Origin of the sequence: Vallitalea maricola (assembly GCF_036985595.1) — a bacterium.
GTDB lineage: Bacteria > Bacillota > Clostridia > Lachnospirales > Vallitaleaceae > Vallitalea > Vallitalea maricola.
Map to the genome: position 1 here is coordinate 1 of NZ_BTPU01000034.1, position 21,919 is coordinate 21,919.

The 21,919-nt window shown below is 29.5% G+C and carries 21 protein-coding genes and 1 pseudogene; 19 read left to right on the forward strand and 3 right to left on the reverse strand.

Annotated elements, in window-relative coordinates; genetic code table 11:
• The 4 genes from AACQ14_RS11220 to dnaB form a co-directional block, all read left to right on the forward strand.
• On the forward strand, positions 1 to 822 hold an 822-nt coding region (locus tag AACQ14_RS11220; protein WP_339363684.1), incomplete at its 5' end, for a DUF2232 domain-containing protein.
• Between the two features lie 70 nt (positions 823 to 892).
• Complete coding sequence (locus AACQ14_RS11225) at positions 893 to 2,938, forward strand: DHH family phosphoesterase (protein WP_339363685.1); 2,046 nt, start codon at positions 893 to 895, stop codon at positions 2,936 to 2,938.
• Positions 2,935 to 3,381, forward strand: a complete 447-nt coding sequence (rplI, locus tag AACQ14_RS11230; RefSeq protein WP_339363687.1) for a 50S ribosomal protein L9 — start codon at positions 2,935 to 2,937, stop codon at positions 3,379 to 3,381. Before AACQ14_RS11225 ends, rplI begins: the two co-directional genes overlap by 4 nt.
• Positions 3,382 to 3,577: 196 nt before the next feature.
• On the forward strand, positions 3,578 to 4,915 hold the full coding sequence (dnaB, locus tag AACQ14_RS11235) for a replicative DNA helicase (RefSeq protein WP_339363688.1): 1,338 nt from the start codon (positions 3,578 to 3,580) through the stop codon (positions 4,913 to 4,915).
• 90 nt (positions 4,916 to 5,005) lie between these two features.
• On the opposite strand, the gene AACQ14_RS11240 is transcribed toward dnaB, so the two are convergent.
• The 3 genes and pseudogenes from AACQ14_RS11240 to AACQ14_RS11250 all read right to left on the reverse strand — a co-directional run bounded on the left by AACQ14_RS11240 (position 5,006) and on the right by AACQ14_RS11250 (position 8,346).
• Positions 5,006 to 5,845 (reverse strand): carbohydrate ABC transporter permease, encoded by an 840-nt coding sequence (locus tag AACQ14_RS11240; protein WP_339363689.1) that lies wholly within the window; start codon positions 5,843 to 5,845, stop codon positions 5,006 to 5,008.
• 19 nt (positions 5,846 to 5,864) lie between these two features.
• Positions 5,865 to 6,809 (reverse strand): carbohydrate ABC transporter permease, encoded by a 945-nt coding sequence (locus tag AACQ14_RS11245; RefSeq protein WP_212693544.1) that lies wholly within the window; start codon positions 6,807 to 6,809, stop codon positions 5,865 to 5,867.
• 67 nt (positions 6,810 to 6,876) lie between these two features.
• Positions 6,877 to 8,346, reverse strand: a pseudogene (locus AACQ14_RS11250) (ABC transporter substrate-binding protein).
• Positions 8,347 to 8,665: 319 nt separating this feature from the next.
• On the opposite strand from AACQ14_RS11250, the gene AACQ14_RS11255 reads away from it, so the two are divergent.
• The 15 genes from AACQ14_RS11255 (at position 8,666) to AACQ14_RS11325 (ending at position 21,734) form a co-directional block, all read left to right on the forward strand.
• On the forward strand, positions 8,666 to 9,376 hold the full coding sequence (locus AACQ14_RS11255; RefSeq protein WP_339363690.1) for a hypothetical protein: 711 nt from the start codon (positions 8,666 to 8,668) through the stop codon (positions 9,374 to 9,376).
• A gap of 63 nt (positions 9,377 to 9,439) precedes the next feature.
• Positions 9,440 to 10,063 carry a sensor histidine kinase gene (locus AACQ14_RS11260; protein WP_339363691.1) on the forward strand — a complete coding sequence of 208 codons (624 nt, stop codon included), beginning with the start codon at positions 9,440 to 9,442 and terminating at the stop codon, positions 10,061 to 10,063.
• A 93-nt stretch (positions 10,064 to 10,156) separates the two neighbouring features.
• On the forward strand, positions 10,157 to 10,840 hold the full coding sequence (locus AACQ14_RS11265) for a response regulator transcription factor (protein ID WP_339363692.1): 684 nt from the start codon (positions 10,157 to 10,159) through the stop codon (positions 10,838 to 10,840).
• Between the two features lie 162 nt (positions 10,841 to 11,002).
• Entirely contained in the window at positions 11,003 to 11,254 is a 252-nt protein-coding gene (locus tag AACQ14_RS11270; RefSeq protein ID WP_339363693.1) for a YaaL family protein, read from the forward strand.
• Positions 11,255 to 11,515: 261 nt separating this feature from the next.
• On the forward strand, positions 11,516 to 11,740 hold the full coding sequence (locus AACQ14_RS11275; RefSeq protein ID WP_339363713.1) for a pro-sigmaK processing inhibitor BofA family protein: 225 nt from the start codon (positions 11,516 to 11,518) through the stop codon (positions 11,738 to 11,740).
• A gap of 429 nt (positions 11,741 to 12,169) precedes the next feature.
• Entirely contained in the window at positions 12,170 to 12,691 is a 522-nt protein-coding gene (locus AACQ14_RS11280) for an A24 family peptidase (RefSeq protein ID WP_339363694.1), read from the forward strand.
• Positions 12,692 to 12,731: 40 nt separating this feature from the next.
• Positions 12,732 to 13,838, forward strand: a complete 1,107-nt coding sequence (locus AACQ14_RS11285) for an AAA family ATPase (RefSeq protein WP_339363695.1) — start codon at positions 12,732 to 12,734, stop codon at positions 13,836 to 13,838.
• Positions 13,839 to 15,074, forward strand: coding sequence for a CpaF family protein (locus AACQ14_RS11290; RefSeq protein ID WP_423247993.1), 1,236 nt, complete (start codon positions 13,839 to 13,841; stop codon positions 15,072 to 15,074).
• Complete coding sequence (locus AACQ14_RS11295; RefSeq protein WP_339363696.1) at positions 15,071 to 15,838, forward strand: type II secretion system F family protein; 768 nt, start codon at positions 15,071 to 15,073, stop codon at positions 15,836 to 15,838. Before AACQ14_RS11290 ends, AACQ14_RS11295 begins: the two co-directional genes overlap by 4 nt.
• A gap of 3 nt (positions 15,839 to 15,841) precedes the next feature.
• Complete coding sequence (locus AACQ14_RS11300; protein WP_339363697.1) at positions 15,842 to 17,338, forward strand: type II secretion system F family protein; 1,497 nt, start codon at positions 15,842 to 15,844, stop codon at positions 17,336 to 17,338.
• Between the two features lie 46 nt (positions 17,339 to 17,384).
• Entirely contained in the window at positions 17,385 to 17,570 is a 186-nt protein-coding gene (locus AACQ14_RS11305; protein ID WP_212693553.1) for a Flp1 family type IVb pilin, read from the forward strand.
• Positions 17,571 to 17,605: 35 nt separating this feature from the next.
• Positions 17,606 to 19,216, forward strand: a complete 1,611-nt coding sequence (locus AACQ14_RS11310) for a DUF6382 domain-containing protein (RefSeq protein ID WP_339363698.1) — start codon at positions 17,606 to 17,608, stop codon at positions 19,214 to 19,216.
• A gap of 53 nt (positions 19,217 to 19,269) precedes the next feature.
• Positions 19,270 to 20,064, forward strand: coding sequence for a PP2C family protein-serine/threonine phosphatase (locus tag AACQ14_RS11315; RefSeq protein ID WP_339363699.1), 795 nt, complete (start codon positions 19,270 to 19,272; stop codon positions 20,062 to 20,064).
• Between the two features lies 1 nt (position 20,065).
• A complete protein-coding gene (locus tag AACQ14_RS11320; RefSeq protein WP_339363700.1) occupies positions 20,066 to 20,917 on the forward strand; it encodes a hypothetical protein in 852 nt (283 codons plus the stop codon).
• Positions 20,918 to 21,107: 190 nt separating this feature from the next.
• Positions 21,108 to 21,734: a hypothetical protein gene (locus AACQ14_RS11325; RefSeq protein ID WP_339363701.1), complete on the forward strand. Its 627-nt coding sequence runs from the start codon at positions 21,108 to 21,110 to the stop codon at positions 21,732 to 21,734.
• The last annotated feature ends 185 nt before the right edge of the window (positions 21,735 to 21,919 follow it).

The window sequence follows — 21,919 nt, forward strand, 5'->3', positions numbered from 1 at the left end:
TTGCAATACGAAGTAGATAGTAGATTGATATGTTGTATGTTAGCAGCTTCTATTGGAATTTATATGTTATACGGCATTGAGGATTTTATTTTATATAGCATGCTGATAATACTGCCTGCTTTTATCATTAGTTATATAGTAAAAAAGGAAATAGCTTTTTCAAAGGCTTTATCATTTACAAGTTTATTAATGTTTGTATGTTTTTTAGGTGCTATAATTTCATTGAAATATATCTGTAAGATTGATGTTATAGAAGGGTATTTTAATATTATAGATGCATTGGAAATTGAATTCACTAATATATATAGCGGATTTTTTAAAGCTAACACTAATTCAATACAAGAATATTCCATTGCTATGGGAACATTTAAGAATACTTTTCATTTCATGAAGTATTATTATCCTGCTTTATTATATCTATTATGTTTAGGTATATCGTTTATATCTATTTTGTGTATTAGAGTAATTGCTATTAAAACAAAGCTCTATAATCATGGATTAGGAAATATATTAGGCTTGAAAGTTTCTAGAAGCATGATTGTATTTTTATTAATCGCTGTTTGTACCAAAGCTTTTAATTTAACCAGCAACAGTTATTTACTTATAGCTATTAATAATATATTAGTTATTTTAACAGTAATGTTATTTTTGTTGGGGATTTTATTTGAAGTATCAGTAATTAAGAGAGTTAGGAATGCTGGAAGAAGAAGTCTACTAATATTAGTTTCTATCTTTTGTCTTGTCTTTTTCCAAGCTTATTTTGTAGTAGCAGGTTTTATAGATAGTGTTTTCCAGATTAGAGTTAAATTAAATAATGCATAATAAGCATTAAAATTCTAAAATAGGAAGATAATAATATGGAACTTCTTTAAATCTTAAAGGAGAAGATTATATGAATAAGAAAATTCAAATGAATAAACAAATAGAAAGTTATTTTAGGTGGCCTTTAATATATCTTGCCTTTCTATTTATATTGACCTTAATATTATTTTATATCAATATTACTGCAGGTATCATTTCACTGGCATTTTTATTAGTTGCTGTAGCTGTAAGTTTTTTTATTGGAGTTGTTTCCAAAAGACACTTAATGAGCGAGGTAATAAATTATGCTCTTACTTTTGGTACTTTACAGAAGAACTTTCTGCAAAAATTTCAGATACCTTATATTCTGTTAGATATTGATGGAAGAATACGATGGTTCAATGAAGAATTTGAGACAATGATAGGTGAAAAAAAGATTCTGGACAAAAATATCAATGCACTTATACCTCACCTTAATTCTACTATCTTGCCTGTTGAAGATGATACGGTTTTTGAAAAAGAGATATCTTTAGATGATAAAATATATAGAGTGATAATCCGCAGTCTTGAAATAGATGACGATAATACTTTGGATGCATATGATAGAATGAGTGATAGTGGTATTATCTATGCAACATATTTTTTTGATATAACTAATGAAAAAGAGTTGCAAACAAAAAATGATGACCAAAAAACCGTTGTTGGCCTTTTGTATATTGATAATTACGAAGAGGCTTTTCAAAGTATCGAAGATGTTAGAAGACCACTATTAGTTGCACTTATCGATAGGAATATAAACAAGTTCGCTAAAAAAATAGATGGTGTTGTTCGTAAATTTGAAAAAGACAAGTACATGATAATATTTCAAAAGAAATATCTAAGAGATTTACATGAAGACAAGTTCGCCATATTAGATGTTATCAGAGAAATTAATATTGGTAATGAGTTACCGGTTACGTTAAGTATGGGGCTTGGAGTTAATGATTATTCTTATATTCAGTCAATGGATTTTGCAAGAGTTGCTATTGATTTAGCTCTTGGTAGAGGTGGAGACCAGGCTGTTATAAAAGAAAGTGATAAATTCCTATTCTACGGAGGTAAAACACGTGGGGTAGAAAAAAGTGCAAGAGTAAAAGCTAGAATCAAAGCTTATGCATTTAGAGAGCTTATAGAAGATTGTGATAAAGTTATTGTCATGGGACATAAAGTTCAAGATTTAGATTCATTAGGTGCTGCTATAGGTATTTATAGCTGTGCGAGATTATTGGATAAGACTGTTCATATTGTTCTTAATGAAATTACTTCAGCTGTTAGACCTTTGTACGATCGCTTTATTGAAGATGATAATTATGGTGAAGACCTTTTTATAGATAATGTAGAAGCTGTCAATTATGCAAATGAGAATACATTACTTGTAGTTGTGGACGTCAATAGACCTAGCTATACAGAATGTGAAGAATTATTCAAATATGTTAACAATGTTGTGGTATTCGATCACCATAGAGTTGGAGCAGAGCATATTGAAAATACTGTTTTAAGTTATGTGGAACCTTATGCATCTTCCACATGTGAGATGGTGACTGAGATAATAAGATATATCTCGGATAAGGTTAAGCTTAGACCTATGGAAGCAGAGGCTTTATTTGCTGGTATTACAGTCGATACTAAGAATTTTGTAATAAAGACAGGTGTTAAGACCTTTGAAGCAGCTGCTTACCTAAGAAGAAATGGTGCAGATGTGGTTAGAGTAAGAAAGTTATTTAAAAATGATATGGAATCATATAAAGCTAGAGCAACAGCAGTTAGGGATTCAGTGATATACAGAGATAAAATGGCTATATCAATATGTCCATCAGATATTCAAAATCCAATTTTGGTTACTGCACAAGCCGCTGATGAATTACTTAATATATCTGGTATTAAGGCATCATTTGTATTAACGAATGTAGATGGTATAATATATATAAGTGCCCGTTCTTTTGATGATATCAATGTGCAGCTAATAATGGAAAAATTAGGAGGAGGAGGACACCTAAGTGTTGCTGGTGCTCAGCTTCATGATAATACTATAGATGGCGCTATAGAAATCTTAAAAGATACAATTGATGAATACTTAGAGGAAGGTGAGAAAAAATGAAAGTAATACTATTAGAAGATGTTAAAAAGGTAGGTAAAAAAGGAGATTTAGTTAATACAAGCGATGGTTATGCTAGAAACTTCTTATTTCCTAAAAAATTAGCAGTTGAAGCTACTAAGTCTTCTATTAATGATATGAAATTAAAGAAACAATCTGAAATGAGGAGACAGGAAGAATTACTTGAACAGGCTAAGGAATTGGCTAAAGAGATTAAAGGTAGTGAAGTAACAATAAAAGTGAAAGCTGGAGATGGAGGTAGAATCTTTGGTTCTGTATCAACAAAGGAAATTACAAAAGCGGCAAAAGAACAATTAAGCTTTGACATCGATAAGAAGAAAATGCAGCTTAAAGAACCAATAAAATCTCTAGGAACTCATATAATACCAATAAAATTAAACGCAAAAGTTAAGACTGAGTTAAAAGTAAAAGTTCAAGAGTTATAAAACCCAAGTGAAATTAATACAAGACCCTTATAGGGTCTTGATGTTTCATTACCTAAAAAATATATAGATGTAATTTATATTTGCTAAAGTAATTTTATATTAGTAATAAATACAAGTTTATTAATGATAACTGGACTGTTATAATTAACTTAAGTACTATATATTTGTAGTATGGACTAATAGTTTGGAGGGGATTGTGGTGGACGCAGAAATAAAAGGATTACCACCATATAGCTTAGAGGCTGAGCAATCTGTTATTGGTTCTATGATACTGGATAGAGAAGCAATAGCTACAGGTTCAGAATCCTTAATGCCTGATGATTTTTATCAACCTGATTTAAAAGTGATTTTTGAAGCGATTATTGATTTATATAATAAAAATAAAGCAGTTGACTTAGTTACACTTGAAAACAAATTAAAAGATGAAGGTGTTCTAGATCAGATAGGTGGAATTAATTATTTATCTAAATTAGCTGTAGCTGTTCCAACATCTGCTCATATCAAGAATTATGCTCAGATTGTTAAGGAAAAGGCTGTTCTTAGAAAATTAATCAAAACCAGCAGAGAAATAATTGATGAGAGCTATGATGGAAAAAATAAGTTAGAAGATGTTCTTACTGGTGCGGAAGAAAAAATCTTCAATATTATGCAAGATAGACGTACAGAAGAGTTTTCTTCTATTAAAGATTTAGTTGTACCTACTCTAAATAAAATAGAGACTATACATAAAAATCAAGGTAAGGTTACTGGTATACCTACTGGATTTATTGATCTTGACTATAAAACAGCTGGGTTACAGCCATCAGATTTGATTTTGATTGCTGCAAGACCTTCTATGGGAAAAACAGCTATTGCCCTTAATATGGCACAACACGCAGCTATTAAAGAAAATGCTGCAACAGCTATATTTAGTCTGGAGATGTCAAAAGAACAGCTTGTCAATCGTCTATTATGTTCAGAAGCTATGGTGGATGCCCAAAAGGTTAGAACTGGTGACTTGGAAGATGAAGATTGGGCAAAAATTGCAAGTGGTTCAAGTGTTTTATCTAATGCTCCAATATACATAGATGATACGCCAGGTATTACTGTTTCAGAAATGAAAGCTAAATGTAGAAAATTAAAACTAGAAAAAGGACTGGATTTAATACTGATTGACTATCTTCAGCTAATGAGTGGTAATGGTAAAACAGAATCGAGACAGCAGGAGATATCTGAAATATCACGTTCGTTAAAAGCTCTTGCCAGGGAAATGGAAGCTCCCGTTGTAGCATTATCCCAGTTAAGCCGTGCTTGTGAATCTAGAGCTGATCATAGACCTATGTTATCGGACTTAAGAGAGTCAGGAGCTATTGAGCAGGATGCTGACGTAGTTATGTTCTTGTATAGAGATGAATACTATAATCCTGAATCAGAAGCTAAGAATCAAGGTGAATTGATAATAGCTAAACAACGTAATGGTCCAACTGGAACTATTCACTTGGTATGGATGGGACAATACACGAAGTTTGCTAGTATGGAAAATAAAAATTACTAAGTATAAATAAAAAGTTGTAGATAATTATTATCTACAGCTTTTTTGTCTATTGTACTAATCATTGTAATTTTAACATATCTATAGGATTATCTATCCTTTTATTGAACCCGCTATTCCTTCTACAAAATATTTTTGCAATACTACAAATACTATTATTATAGGTATCAATGAAATAGTACCTCCGGCAGCTATACCAGTCCAATCTACAACATATTCACCTTTAAAAGCATAAAGACCTACCGCTAATGTACGAAGTCCCTCTTTACTTAGTGTTAATACAAGTGGTAATAGGAATGAGTTCCATGTCCAGATAAACTGCATAATTACTACACTACCAATAATTGGTTTAGATAAAGGAAGCATAATATTAATAAAGATCCTTAGGAAACCACATCCATCCATAATAGCTGCTTCTTCTAGTTCTTTTGGTATTTCTTTGAAGAATCCAGCAAAAAGAAGAATAAATATTATGTGGGAACCCCCTGACTCCGCTAATATTAGACCTAATCTTGTATTCATAAGACCTAAAGCTTTGATAGCTTGGTATATGGGTATAATAGTAAATCCAAGAGGAATAACCATACTTGCTAGAAAGATGAGTAAAACTGCTTTTTTACCCTTGAATTCATATCGGCCCATTACATATCCCATCATTGCACTTAGTATTAATACTAATAAAACAGTACTAACTGTGACAATGATAGAGTTAAGGAAGTAGGCTTCAAAATTGGCGTTATTCCAAGCTCTAATGAAATTATCAAAATTAAAGTTTTTTGGTATCAGGTTTAATCCTTTTGAAAATATTTCATCTTGTGTCTTAAAAGATGCACTTACCATCCAGATGAAAGGATAAATCCATACAAAAGAAACTAGTATCAATATTAAATGTGTTAAGCCTATTTTTTTGTTTTTTATTTTAGTTCGTTTCAATTTTATTCACCACCAGTTATTAGTTTTGTGTTAAGGAGCTTTTTTGTTTGATTTTCTTTTTGAAATAGTTTGCAGTAAAACCTACAATAATTATTGTTATTCCAAAGAAAATACCTGCTGCTGAAGCATATCCGATTCTTGGAAGACCCATTTCACTTGAAAACGCATATCTATAAATATAAGTGGATACAACGTCTGTAGAAAAGAAAGGACCACCATTAGTCATTGTTTTGACTATATCAAATACTTTTAGGGAACCTACTATGTTAAGTAAAGCAATAACTGCTCCAATAGGTATAATTAATGGGAAAGTAATATGTCTGAATATTTGCCTGGAGTTACATCCATCTACTTTAGCAGCTTCATATAATTCTGATGGTATACTTTGTAAGGCAGCCAACCAGTAAATCATATTTATACCAAGATTTTTCCAACCAGATATAAGAATAACGGAACCCATAGCATATTTTGGGTCACCTAACCAGTTGATTGGGTTCTTTATTAAACCAATGGACATTAATAACGAGTTAACAGGACCATCTGCACCTAAGATAAAAATCATGATGATACCAACAATAGATGCGGTTGTTACAACTGGTAAAAAGAATAATGTACGGTATACTTTTGCAAATTTTAATAGCTTATTATTTAAAACAACAGCTAATAATAATCCAATTACTAGATGAATTGGAACAACACCAAACATGAATTTGAAACTATTCCAGTAAGCAGACCAAAAATAAGGGTCTTTGGCTACTTCAATGAAGTTTTTCAATCCAACAAATTCTTTGGTTACACTTAATCCTGACCAATTCATAGTGGCGTAATAGAAACTTGAAAATATTGGCCATGCAGTGAATATTAGATATAATATTATAGTTGGAAGCATGAATATCCAACACCATTTTACATTTTTTTTATCTTTAATAGAAAATATATTTTTCCTACTATCTACTTGCTGCATTATGTTCTCTCCTTTTTGATAATATAAATGCTGCAACTATTAAGTCGCAGCATTTTATAAGCATTAATTAATAATTAGTCATTGGGTCCCAATCAAATTTAAAATCATCTTGAGTAATATTGGCTCCTTTTTCGTTAGCTGCTTTTAATGCTTTATCAAATTCTTTATTAACTTTTTCTGCTAATACTTTTAGACTGCCTTCTATATCGCTGATTGCTCCTGCTACTGTACCTTGTAATAGGTCTCCAACCGCTGGACTTACATCGTTATATTGCAAGAAGAATTGTGATGTTGCTGGATTTTCAGTTTTTGGATTTGGAGCTACTGTTGCTGTTGCTGTTGCAGCATCATAATAATCTTTTAATAATGGGTTTGTTAAATACTCATCGTTGACACCTTTAACAAGAGAGAAGAATACTCCGTCTGAAACACAATCTTTTTGGTAGTTATAATCTTTGGAATATAGTGCTTCTAACAATTTCGCAGCTTCTTCTGGATGTTCAGAAGTAGCGGATATACCCATCCATGCATTTGCTGTAGCCATTGCAACTGAACCTTGTCTACCATTATCAGAAATTACTTGTGATGCAATACCTAGGTCCAAATCAGGGTTGTTAGCATTCCAAACACCAATACACCATACACCTTGAATAATAAAACCAGCTTCTCCTGCACCAAATAACGCTCTAGCTTCAGGAGCTCTTATGCTCATTGTACTTGGATGATAACTTCCATCTTCAGCCATACCTTTAAATAATTCAAAAGTTTCTACCATAGCTTTATCAGCATAGCTTGATTCGCCAGTCAATAAGCTGACAGGTCAGAATTCTGACATTCCGCTACCACCTAGAGCAGAAAAATCATGAGCTGCTGTTTTCCATCTGTTTACTTGTTGTCCACCTTCAATTATTCCATAGAATTCACCATTACCCGCTTCAGTAATTTTTTTAGCATATTCCCTTAATTCAGAGAAAGTTTTTGGAGGTTGTTCAGGATCTAAACCTGCTTTTTTAAATAATTCTTTATTGTAGAATATGATTGAATTAGGTAATTGAAGTACTTCTGGGATGGAATATACTTTCCCATCTATTACGTTAACGCCTTCTTTGAATACCCCATCTACAAACATATTTTTGAAACTATCGCTTACTAGACCTTCTAATGGTTGGAACCAACCCTCTTTTACAACAGAACCTAAATCCATGCCACTTGGAAGTGGGAATAGATCAGGAGCATCTCCAGAGTTGATTGCTGATAAAATAGTATTTTTGTACTGATCCATTGTAAGGCAAGTATATTCAATATTAATATTAGGATTATTCTTTTTATATTCTTCAAAAAATGCTTCTTTCTGAGCTTTTGAGCTGTCACTCCAATCCATAACTTTTAAAGTTATTTTCTTATCAGTGTTAGTGGAGTCTTTATCACCTGGTTTTTCATTGTTCTCTGAGTTTTTAGAACCACAACCAGCTAATGTGACAATCATCATTGCTACTAATAAAATTGAAAGTATTTTTTTCATTTCTGTTCCTCCCATATGATTTATATATTTTTAGTCTTGTGCTTTTAAAGATGATTTATAACTGAGAATAATTTTTTATGTATATAATCTTTTCTAACTAATTACAAAATTATCATCTTTACAAGCGATGCTTCCTTGTAGTAATATAATGATATATTTTATATCATATGTAAAGTTGATGTTTTATCAGCCCTTGTCCATTAATTTTCCATTTTGAAATTGTAGGTGAAGACATGTTATATATAACGGTATTATTTTTGTGTTTGCCAAGAACCCTTTGAACATTACATCATATTTTTTGATAGGTAGTATTATAGGATGGAGTATGTCTTTATTGGGATTATTGCAATATCTAGCCAAATTGAACTTATCATATGTGATAGTTAAGTATTTCTTCTATGTTCCTTTTGGTTTATGGAATGATTTAGTGTATTCTGAAGTCAATATAATAAATGTGATAAGATTCATTAATATTGGTACATTATTATTTGTTGCATGCATGTATTTATATATGATCTACTTTATCTACGGATATAGGAAACCTAGATTAGCTTCATATATTCCATGTATACTTTTGGTTATTCAATTGATATTATATGATCCAGAGATTTATAGAGAACTGTATAAGATTACTTTGAGTCTAAACATTCTTGGTTATGATGCATTCAATTCCTTGTATAAATCATTTTATTCATTTACCAAGGTTTATAATTTGCTTATGTTAATTATACCATTGATATTTTTAATTATGGAATTTCTAAGAAGAAAAAACCTTCCTATTATAAGAGAGTATTATTTTTTTAATCTAGTAGGGTTACTTTGCATTATTACTTTTCATTTAATAACTTTTTCATGGGCGCCAGCAATATTAGTGAGCATATATCAAAGAACGACTTATTTGATATATGAACAGCCTAAGATGATACCTTCTTATATTTATTATATTTATCCATATCTAAGTGTTTTCTGCTTTACTATTATGCTTTTTGCAACGCTGAAATATAAGTCCTTGAAAAAAGTATATAGTTCAGAGCATCATAGTTAGCATAAGATTCTCAAGAAGAATAATTTTGGTATCAGGGCATTAAGTCATTCCTTAAAGAATCAATTGCTGGCTATACAATTTGAGAGTGAGATATTGATTGATGAATTAAAGGATAATACTGAGTTATTAGAAACTGCAAATACTATTAATAATATATCAAAGCAGACCATAGGGAGATTGAATGAAATGCATAAACGTATTCAGAGTCAGAGTATTATTCTTGAGCCTGCCTATATCAATGATTTTATTGATGACTTTGTTAATAATAAGGTTTCAAGTATGCCTAATGACATATCACTGAATTATAAACTAACTAGCTTGAATCCTAGAGCATTCGTTGACGAAGAACACATTGGAGAGTGCTTGAATGTAATGATTAAGAATGCCATTGAAGCTATTGAAGCTATTGAAGCTAATGATGGTGCTAGTGGAATTATAAATATCCTAACAGAAGTTATTAATGATTGGGTAATAATATCAATTCATGATAATGGTATTGGGATGGAAAAAGAAATACAAAGCAAGATTTTTGAGGCATTCTATACAACAAAAACAGGAGATAATAATTGGGGTATAGGACTTTCATATGTAAAACAGATTATTGATATCCATAATGGCAATACTGTTGTAGAGAGTTCAAAACATAAAGGTACCACCATAAAGATTATGTTGCCACTGATAATGTAAAGGTTGAAAAAATTTCAACCCAAAATTATAATTCATTTGATTTACAATTAAATTATAATCATTTACATGATTAATTTTAGAGGAGGAAAATAGATGGAGCAGGGTATTAAAGTATTAATAGTAGATGATATTCCTTCAGTATGTAAACGAATTAATAACATTTTGAAAAAAGATCCAGAAATAATTGAAATACATAAAGCACAAAATGGATATGAAGCAATCTTAAAGACTTCTTTACACAAGCCTGATGTTATTTTGATGGATATTCATATGGAAACCCATACTGCAGGTATTAAAGCTACTCATGAGATATTATTGCATTTTCCTAATATAAAAATTATTATGCTTACAGTTTATGAAGAAGATGAACTTATTTTCAGTGCATTTCAAGCAGGTGTAGTTGATTATGTTTTAAAGGATGCAAAAGCAGATGTAATTCTTTCAGCAGTAAAAGATGCCTATAGAGATTCTTCTCCTATTAGGCCCAATATCGCTAGAAAATTACGAGGTGAATTTAAAAGAATAAAAGGTAATGAAGAAAGTTTGCTTTTTTACATTAATATAGTTTCTACACTTACAAGTACTGAGTTAGAAACTCTCAAGCTGTTATGTGAGGGCAAATCAAGAAGTGAGATATGCGATATAAGGTTTGTTGAAGAATCAACAGTCAAATCTCAAATAAGAAGTATACTAAGAAAGTTTAAATCAAAAGATACAAAAGAAGTTATCAACATAATTAATAAATTAAATATCTTTACAGTGCTGAATAATATATAGTAGACAAAATATTTTATCAATAGTTCAATTCATTTTAATTATTTATTTAGCAATGATTCTATATTTTATAAATTTTAATTTACTGTTTTTTCCAAAAAAAGAATAAATAGTTAATTTATGACTATACTATATAATAAAATAAATTTTTAAGAGGTATAGAATATGAGTTTTATAAATAATGTAAATTTAGCTATGCAGAATGAAAATGTTAGTGAGTTGAATGAAGAAGAACTTTTGCTTAAGAATATTGAAATTACTAAAAGAGCTTTGGATACTGCCTATAGTAATTTTGATGTTGTTACCGCCCCAGAATTAATTGATAGTTGCATATATGAGGTTAAAGCTATGCAATTAAAATATGAGTACCTCATAAACCAAGCTAAACAAATGAATATTATTGCTAAAATACAATGATGATTTTTGTGTAATGAATATAGTAATTAGTCATGTATTATATTTATAATTATAATAGAACTCCCAGTTAAAGTTTTTTTAATTAAAATAAGAATATATGGGTATAGACAACATATAATATAATAAATGATAACTTGTTTACTTTATTACCTAAAAACAAAATATGTAAGATACCACGGATAAAAGAAATAGAGATTCATTTGGTAAAGGGGGTAGAAGGAAAACAATCAATTAATTATATGGATTTTTGTTTTATGTTTAATTATTATATTGTTTTCAATGCTTATGAAACCAGTTAAGAAATTATTATTAGTTTTAATAAGAGGCTGCATCGGTTTAGGTGCAATATATGGCTTCAATTTTATACTAAAAGGCTTAGGACTATTTGTTGGGTTGAATATAGTAAATGGTTTTGTAGTAGGCATTTTAGGAGTTCCTGGATTTCTGTTATTATATTCCCTGGCATTGGTTGATAAGTTTTTATAATAATTATAGTCACTATGGTTAAGTTAGAATATCATATGTGGCTTTTTTATTACCTATATTTAGTATGTTTATTATTATTCATATTAATAAGAATAAGGAACTAAAGTACTTAATTATGAATAGATAAAAATATAACAAAATTCAACAAAATATACGTAAATACCAAAAATATCTTTACATTTCTCTATAAATTTCATATAATATGTATTAAGGGGATGTTTTGAGGGGAAAATATATTTAATTTTAATTAATTTTATTTTAACACATCTATTATATCTTAAAACTAAATTAGATAAATAATTAAGTTATATATTTAATATATAAGTAATAATTTCTGTATGATTGTCATGGACTCTATTTATTATCATTTATATTAAAATTTAATAATAGTTTATTTGCAAGAAAGGAACAAGTAATATGATTCCTATAATGAAGTACGTTCTAGTTTGTATATTATTGATTTTCGTAATATATACGGATACAAAAAGCTATTCAGTTAAAAATTCGGTTATCCTATTCTTTGCAGCCGCTGGACTTATTGTCAATTGTGTTGAGTTAGGCGTTACAGGATTAATTAATTGGTTAATGGGAATATCATTACCTATACTAGTCTTATTTGTGTTGTTTATCCTTAGAATGTTAGGTGCTGGTGATATTAAATTGATAGGAGTCATCGGTGGACTATTGGGCTTAGATTTCTTGATGAAATCATCTGTGTATATGCTTATAGCTGTTGGAGTCATGGCACTGGTGAAAATGCTAATAGAAAGAAATCTTATAATCAGATTAAAACATTTTTTCAATTTTATACATAACATTATTATCAATAGACAGATTGGAATATATGACGAGCTTAATAAAGAAGATAAAAGTCATGTAATAAGATTATCATATGCAATAGGAGCAGGTACCATATATCAAATGCTTTTTGAGCTTAAGATATTTGGTTAATGTGGAGAAGGAGTACCAAATTATACTTGGAGTGGATGATATGATTAGATTAAATATTATTATAGCAGATTATGACAAAGGTTATTTAAATGCAATATCAAGATTTCTATCTTCGTGGAATGAAACAGAATATAATGTTATTTCTTTTACAGATAAAGAATTACTTACAAAATATCTTGAGACTGCAAAAGCAGATATTTTATTGATATCCCCAAAACTAATGGCAGATGATATTCATTTGTCAAATGTACAGGTGACAATAATTAATACACCTGATAGAGTTCCAGAGAGTCTACTTACATATCCTTACATAAATAAATATCAACCAGGAGATGTTGTCGCAAGAGAACTTATAAGTATTTTTTCAAAATACAGCAACGATGAAATAATAGTCAAGAAAAATACAGTTGGAACAAAAGTAATAGGTGTTTTTTCTCCTATAGGGGGAAGTGGTAAGACAACTGTATCAGTTGGTCTGGCTAAGCAATATGCTATAAATGGTTTTAAAACCTTATTTTTAAGCTTGGAAGAGATGGCTTCCTACAAGACCATATTGGAATGTAATAATACTAATAATCTCTCTGATTTATTATATTACATTAAGCAAAAGAATAAAAATCTCATAATGAAAATTGAAGGATTAAAAAATACTGATAATGATTCTGGTATGGACTATTTTTCACCACCATATTGCTACAAAGATATTCATGAAGTATCTGTTAATGAATGGATAGAGTTAATAGATTATATAAGGGATAATTCAAATTATGAAAGAATAGTATTAGATTTTGACTCTTATCTAAACGATAAAAATTTGAAATTACTCCAAGCATGTGATGAGGTACTGTTATTGACTAATATAGATAAGATGGCTTTAACTAAACTGAATCATATGTATAATAGCTTAAAAAAGATGAATATTGAAGATGTAAATACTAATGTACGGATAACCATTAATAACACTAAAAAAGATAATGAAGTATTAGAAGGGGTATCCATGATGGGTAAGGAAGTAGAGATATATATCCCTTATGATAATAATTTTTTGGTTGATATAGGGGAGATAAACAATATTAATCTGGATAGTTGTTTTGGTAGAGTATTAAGTGATTATGTAACTAAAGTTATTAAAAGTGAGGGGAAATAGTTGATAACGGATTTGGATAATTTAAAGAATATAGTTAGAAATAGAATAGATTTGACGAAAGACCCTACTGATGAAGATATTAGAGATATAATTGACGAGGTAATAAAAGAGAAGTCTAGAGAAGAGTATGTCAGTATAACAAAAAGATATGAATTAGGGGATAAACTTTTTAATTCTATCAGGAGACTTGATGTATTGCAGCCGCTTTTAGAAGATAAATCTGTTACAGAGATTATGATAAATGGGAAAGATGATATATTCATAGAACGAAAAGGAAGAATTAAGAAGATTGATGGGTGTTTTGAAAGTACTGTCAAATTAGAAGATGTCATTCAACAGATTGTAGCTAAGGTTAATAGAATAGTCAACGAATCCTCTCCTATTGTAGATGCAAGACTTTCAGATGGTTCAAGAATAAATATAGTTTTACCTCCAATAGCATTAAATGGTCCTATTGTTACTATAAGAAAATTCCCTGATAAGCCTATTAGCATAGAAGAGTTGATACAGTGGGGAAGTCTATCAAAAGAGGTAGCATATATCTTGGATAAGATGGTAAAAGCAAGATATAATATCTTCATTTGCGGTGGAACAGGTTCTGGTAAGACAACATTTCTAAATGTACTATCTAATTTTATACCTAGAGATGAGAGGATAATTACTATTGAAGATTCAGCTGAGTTACAGATCAGATCTGTTGATAATATTGTTAGATTAGAAACCAGAAATGAAAATGTCCAGGGTAAAGGGAAGATCAGCATTAGAGATTTAATTAAATCTTCATTGAGAATGCGTCCAGATAGAATAGTTGTTGGTGAAGTTAGAGGTGAAGAAGCACTGGATATGTTACAAGCCATGAATACTGGACATGATGGGTCATTATCAACAGGACATGCCAATTCTACAAAAGATATGTTAAGCAGATTGGAGACGATGATCTTAACTGGTGCTATTATGCCACTTGAGGCTATAAGACAGCAGATAGCTTCTGCTATAGATATAATGATACATTTAGGAAGACTTAGGGATAAATCAAGAAGGGTTCTTGAAATAACTGAAGTTAAAGGATATGAAAATGGTAATATAATACTTAATCCACTATATGAATTTCAAGAATCGGATAAAAACGATGAGATCAATTCTAGAGTTGAAGGAAAACTTATTAGAACTGATAATAAATTAATACATAGAGATAAATTTATTATGGCAGGATTAGAAGTTGGAGAAGAGATATGAGTGATAAGACTAATAATGAGCTGTTTAATTATGATGAGTATCATATGAATATCCTTGAAAGAGTTAAATATTCAGTAATAGCTATGGCAGGGGTTTATTTACTTTGTATGTTATTTTATAACAATCATATTATTGCAGGAATACTTTCTTTCATAGGATTACTATATCCTAAATATAAGAAACCTCAACTAATTAAGAAAAGGAAGAAGGAATTAAGGCTTCAATTTAAAGAGGCTATTTATGCATTATCTTCTTCTTTAGGAGCAGGAAAGTCTATAGAAAGTGCCTTCAAATCTGTTCTAAGTGATTTAAGAATATTATATCCTGAACCAGATACATATATTATCTTAGAATTTGAATATATAGTTAGAAAGATCGAAATGAATGAAACCATAGAAGATGCTATACAGGATTTTGCTTCTAGAGCTTCCATTGATGATATTACTAATTTCTCCAATGTATTCATTACAGCAAAAAGAACAGGCGGTAATATTATCAGTATCATAAGATATACGTCTAATGTAATAAGCGAAAAAATTGAAATCCAAAACGAGATAGAAGTGCTAGTATCAAGTAAACAATTTGAACAAACCATACTTAGTCTATTGGTTCCAGGAATTATTATCTATCTTCAAATATCTTCACCAGGGTATTTGGATGTTATGTATTCTACTCTTACAGGAAGAATATTAATGACTGTCTGCCTTATATTATTTGCTGTTAGTTATAGAGTTGGTAAAAAAATAACGGATATAGAGGTGTAGCTTATGGTAGTTGGAATAATAAGCTTTATTATACTTATAGGGTTATTTGCAGTTTTTTTCCTAACTAAAAATATGTATAAAGAAGAGATGGATTGTATTGATAAGAAGGAATATAAACTAAAGGAATTAATTCCTACATCTCTATTCATATTAGATAAAGCCATTGGTAAAAAAATGAAAGCTGGTAAAAACGTTAGAGATAATATATATCTAATCTATGGTAAAAGGGAATATGATTTTCGACTTAGAATGCATCAAGGAGAAAAAATATCTCTTGCAATAATGTCCCTCATTGGAGTTTTATTCATAACATTGATTATGAGTTTTCAGGGTAATGATAGCATCAGCCTTATGAATAATACCATAAAAAAACCTTCATTAGGTAAGGGAAATGTATCCTATGATTTACAAGCACAGATAGAGATTGATGGGGAAAAAGATGTTAAGGATATAACAGTATTAGTTCCAGAGGAAAATCCAGATAAAGAAAAAGCAAGAAATATATTAAAAGAAACCGCTGATGAACTGCCTAATTACATACTAGGAGATAACCTCAATCTAAAAGTCATAGATAAGAAATTGAATCTAGTCAAGTGGTTTCCTGGTAAAAATATCAAGATTGCGTGGACTATTGATTGTCCATATATAGAAAAGAATGGTGAGCTAGATTATAGCAATATTACAGTCAGGGGTAATGAAACCAATATTACTGCAAAACTAACATATGCAGGGGAAAGCATTGACAAGATAATAGATTTAAAAGTATATCCAAAGACACTGACAAAAGAGGAAAAGCTAGAATTGATTGAAAAAGCCATAAAAGAAGAGTTGTCAACTGATAATCTACTGAATAGATCTGATGATGAAGTGATTTTACCTATCACCATAGAAGGGCATATGGGAAAAATAAGCTGGTTATTAAAATCAGATGGCAATGATAGTCTGAAGTTCTTAATATTTGGTTTGATAGTAATTATTCTATTAGTGTTATTAAAGGATTATGAAGTCAAGAAAAAAGTTGAAGATAGAAATTCAGAAATTAGAAAATGTTTTCCGGAGTTTGTAATAAAATTAACTCTCTTGTTGAATGCAGGAATGACTTTAAGTCGTTCTTGGAACAAGATATCCAAAGATTACTACGATGATATTACAACATCTAGAGCTGGTAAGCTATTTTTGTATGAAGAGATGTTGGAAACTCTTCAAGAAATTAATAATGGACTATCAGAGGTAAAAGCTTATGAGGATTTTGGTAAAAGATGCAAGATACCAGAAATGATGAGATTCACTACAGTTATTGTCCAAAATATAAGAAAAGGTAATGATACATTAGTAATGGCACTTCAAAATCAAGCAAATGAGGCATGGGATGTAAGAAAAAATATAGCTAAAAAAGCTGGTGAAAAAGCTAGTTCCAAGCTTCTTATTCCTATGGGGATTATGTTCATCATCATTATTATTATTGTAATGATGCCAGCGTTCATGTCTCTTGGAGTGTAAATTACTATAGAAAAATATATAAATAAAATATTAGGAGGATAAATCTATGTTAGATACTTTAAAAAGATTTTGGAAAGAAGAAGATGGTATGGGAGTTGTTGAGATAGCGCTTATTATTATAGTATTAGTAGGTTTAGCAGTTATATTTAAAGATAAAATAACTGAGTTGGTAGAAAATATTCTTGAAAAGATAACCGGGGATGCTAAAGGAGTATATGATCCAGAGTCATAATCTTGAATTTTACACATGATGAAAGGATGTAATTGATGAATACTAATATTACATATGAAAGAGACGCTATAAACAGTTATCTGGTAATAAAAGCAGATGATGATATACATGTAGAAGATTATGAAGTTGAGATGTTGGAGAGGAATTCTATTGATTCCTTTCTGGACCTTAACATTAGAACACTTAACACTGAAAAAAAGCTGTACTACAATATTACATCTAAGCAAAAATTAACAGAAGTACTAGAAAGGAAAAAGTTGACTTCTAGTGATTTGAACAATTTTTTTGCTAATCTAATAGGAATTATCAAAGACTGTGAAAAATATTATCTGAATTCTAATAAAATATTATTACAGCCGGATATGATTTATATTAATCCCAATGGTTTTTTACCTTGTTATGTATATACACCTTTTGATAACTGCCATAGGGATATTCTTGATGACACAAAAAATATTATTGAATTCTTTTTTGATAAAGTTAGTCAAGAGGATGTAAAGGCAGTAATGATGATTCATAGATTAATAACAGCATGTAAGCAACATGATTTCAATATAAATACTATAGAAAATATAATTAATAGTTTAACCAGCCCCCAAGTACAGTCTGATAATAAGATCCAAATGGAGCAAGATGATAAGAATAATAATAGTGAAAATAAATCTAATGATGAAGATAACTTCATTATTTCCAAGCTGATTGAACAGAATAAGCAAAGAGAAAAAGTAGAAGAATCAAAGAGTCATAAATCAGAAAATATTAAAGTCCCAGATAATAAAAAAGTTGAAATAACCACTAAAAATAAGAATATTAAGAGTGAAATTAAGCCAAACCAAAATAAAAAGATTCTTAATCAGAAATCAGCTACACATAAAAAAAGTTATATAAAATTTATAATTATAGCTTGTATTCAGATTTTGACAGTATTAATATTCTTGAGTATGTTAAAGTCCAAGATATTACATTCTGATGTAACTGGTGAAATAGAAATGGCTTCATTATTAGCATGCATTGGTATGTTACTTGCTGTAAATCTTTACAGTTCAAAAAAGACATATGACTATATGAAGAATAAAGAAGTGAAGAATAATTCTATAAACATGAATAAGAAAAAAATCTATAATGAACCATCTGTCAATTCTTTTAATGTTGAATATAAGAATAGAGCTAAGCTTTTTGAAGAGCCTGTTCTTATAGAGGAGAAATCAAAAAGGGAAATTGATAATGCCACAGAAGAAAAATCTAATAATGTTAGACAGAAGACGGTTACAAAACCTGAAAGTATTAATTATTCTACTGAAGATACTATATTATTAGAGGATTACAAACAAAAACTGAATATTGAGGCTGAACCATATCTATTAAGTAAAGATGGAGATATAGTTAATAAAGTAATCATATCTAATAATCCTTTTATAATTGGAAAGTTAGATAGTCAAGTAGATTATATAATTGAGAATAGCTCAGTCAGTAGAATTCATTGTAAGATTATTAAAGAGGATGGACAATATTATATAATTGACCTAAATTCTAAGAATGGTACATATTTAGACGAAGAAAGACTGATTAGCAATAAGAGATACCAATTACATGATGGAACTGACGTTGCAATTTCCAATTGCGAATATACTTTTGAAATCAATTAATTTAATAAAAAGAATTATAGTCACAACGGTTTTCTAGGGAAGGATTAATAAAATTGACTAATAAGAAATTTCAATATGGGGTAATAAGCGAATGCGGATTAGTTAAAGAAGTAAACCAAGATAGGATTTTAATTAAGATAGGACAAATCAATTCTATGGAATTCGGGTTGTTTGTTATTGCTGATGGTATGGGAGGGCATTCATTGGGAGAGGTTGCCAGTACTATTGCAATTTGTGAACTTACTAATTGGTGGGATAATGATTTGGAGAAAATCATGATAGAATCCAATAATATTTTTCTTGCAGTCAAAATTAGTTTGTTGAATTGTTTTACAAATATCAACAGGACAATATACGATTCTAAGGATAAAGATAAAAAAATGGGGACAACTTTAACAGTTTTGTTCGTGTATGGGGATAAGTATGTAATTACCCATATTGGAGATAGTAGAATATATAAAAAAGACACTAATTCATTAGAACAAATTTCCAAAGATCACTCCCTTGTTGCAGCAAAATTAAGACAAGGAAAGCTATCGGGAGATAGTTTGTATTTTAATACTAATAAAAATATATTAACCCAATGTATTGGTTTGAAAAAGCATATTAACCCATTTACTAAGATTGGTTATACAGATAGAATGAGTATGTTCATGTTATGCAGTGATGGAGTTTATAATTTTATATCAAAAGAAGTAATGGATGAATTAGTTATTGAACAACTAAAAAACAATGTAGGCTTACAATCGATTGTCAACGATATATATGATGTTGTTTTGAAGAATGGAGCAGGAGATAATGCATCTATAATTCTTGTAAATTATAAAAAGTATTTTTGGAGGAAATGATATGAAAGTTGATTTTAAAAGGATACCACTAATTGTTATTGGTGGTATATTTATTTTCCTAATAATTATTGTGAATGTTTCAGTAAGTGATATGGGTAAATCATCTGTACAGAAATTATGTGACGGTATAGATAAATTAGCTAATGACGATTATAAAATAATTGGAGAAATAAGTATTCAAAATAAAGAAGATGATACAATCACAGATGATATTTCTTTTTTTTATGATGGTGTAATCAGAAACTCTAATAGTAGAATTAAATTGAGTATTGGTGTAAAAGAAAGTAACCTTGGAATAGAAAAAGAGTTAGGAGAAATCTATAAAATAGATAGTAGAATAGTTATTGCTCCATTAGTAGAAAAGAACTGCTATTATTTTAACTTGCCCAGTGAAGAGGTGGAAAATAAATTAGATAGGAATAAGTTTGAACAAATACTGGATTATGTACATAATAGTATTGCTAATGAAGGGAAAAAACCAATAACAATCAATAGCCTATGTAAAAAGGTAATGACTACCAAAATAAGCATCAATATAACTAGCAAAGATATTAATGAGATTATAATTAATAAAAAAGAATATAAAAATATAAATAAAAAATTATTAGATACATTAACAAATGAAGAATACACTATTAATATTAATGCATATATAGATAACAAAAACTATGTAAAGAAAATAGAATTAATTATAGAAAACAATGATTTTAAGTTTTTATCAGTTAATTGCATTGAAGATTATAATAAAGTTGATGAGATATTTTTAGAAGATGTATCAGATAATGGATTAAATATTGAAGATATAGAGGAAAAGGACATATTAAGGGTAATATCTAAAATGTTTAATATGTAGGCTTTATCAGGAACTAAACAAAGGGATTAATCAATGATTATATAAATCAATTAGCGTAATTAATAATTTCATGACAATTTCATGATGGTATATTTATCCTAAAAAATCTTATATTTATTGAAATTATTAGGTTTATACTATATAATTTAAAGAGATTCATTAAATGATTGGAGAGGGGGCTAATATCATAATGAATATCGAAAAGATGGAAAACTATCTAAAGAAAATTAGATCGGTTCAAGGTTGTAAAGTAGTTATTGACGAGAATGAAAACATCGAAGAGATTCATATAGTATCTGATTTAAGAAGGAATCCTAAACAAATCTTAAGAGACATAGAAGCAATTCTTATATCTGAGTTTGACATATCCATTGATTATAAAAAAGTAAGTATTGCCCAGATAAAAAGCGATACAGTACAACAAGAGTCAGATCCAAGACTAAAGATTAAGAGTATAGAATATAATAACAATGGTTCGAACGTTGAAGTGAGAGTAGTATTAGAAAAGTGTGGACAAGCATATGAAAGTAGTATGTCTGGTATAAATACATCAAGTAACATTAATAGAATACTTGGTAATACAGTTTTAAGAGCAGTTGAGAAATTCTGTCAGGTAGAAGATGTATTTGTATTTGAAGATGCCAGGAGAGTAAATCTATCTAACGTAGAAGTTATGGTTGTTAGTATCTCATCCCAGTTAAAAGGAAGAGAAGAAATCTATACAGGTTCAGCAAAGATTGGTAATGATGCCAAAGAAGCTCTTGCAAGAGCTACTATGGATTCTATAAATAGGCACATTTTACAGCTGACACTTTAGTTATAAGAGGTCGACTAATCTAAAATTATTATAGTTTTTTCAGTATATAGAGATTAGCGGAGTGGAATATAGCCTGCTACTATAGCGGATTAGCAGAGATGAAAAATAAGGAGGCTATATTCAATGAAAAAAATTATTGTAGCTTTAGTTAGCTTATTATCATTAGTTTTATCAGCAGGTGCTTG

Coding starts and splice junctions, on each gene's coding strand:
- AACQ14_RS11305 (WP_212693553.1), top strand. CDS start 17,385: ATGTTAGATACTTTAAAAAGATTTTGGAAAGAAGAAGATGGTATGGGA.
- AACQ14_RS11280 (WP_339363694.1), top strand. CDS start 12,170: ATGAAGTACGTTCTAGTTTGTATATTATTGATTTTCGTAATATATACG.
- AACQ14_RS11265 (WP_339363692.1), top strand. CDS start 10,157: ATGGAGCAGGGTATTAAAGTATTAATAGTAGATGATATTCCTTCAGTA.
- AACQ14_RS11310 (WP_339363698.1), top strand. CDS start 17,606: ATGAATACTAATATTACATATGAAAGAGACGCTATAAACAGTTATCTG.
- AACQ14_RS11300 (WP_339363697.1), top strand. CDS start 15,842: ATGGTAGTTGGAATAATAAGCTTTATTATACTTATAGGGTTATTTGCA.
- AACQ14_RS11320 (WP_339363700.1), top strand. CDS start 20,066: ATGAAAGTTGATTTTAAAAGGATACCACTAATTGTTATTGGTGGTATA.
- AACQ14_RS11295 (WP_339363696.1), top strand. CDS start 15,071: ATGAGTGATAAGACTAATAATGAGCTGTTTAATTATGATGAGTATCAT.
- AACQ14_RS11270 (WP_339363693.1), top strand. CDS start 11,003: ATGAGTTTTATAAATAATGTAAATTTAGCTATGCAGAATGAAAATGTT.
- rplI (WP_339363687.1), top strand. CDS start 2,935: ATGAAAGTAATACTATTAGAAGATGTTAAAAAGGTAGGTAAAAAAGGA.
- AACQ14_RS11325 (WP_339363701.1), top strand. CDS start 21,108: ATGAATATCGAAAAGATGGAAAACTATCTAAAGAAAATTAGATCGGTT.
- AACQ14_RS11245 (WP_212693544.1), bottom strand. CDS start 6,809: ATGCAGCAAGTAGATAGTAGGAAAAATATATTTTCTATTAAAGATAAA.
- AACQ14_RS11225 (WP_339363685.1), top strand. CDS start 893: ATGAATAAGAAAATTCAAATGAATAAACAAATAGAAAGTTATTTTAGG.
- AACQ14_RS11285 (WP_339363695.1), top strand. CDS start 12,732: ATGATTAGATTAAATATTATTATAGCAGATTATGACAAAGGTTATTTA.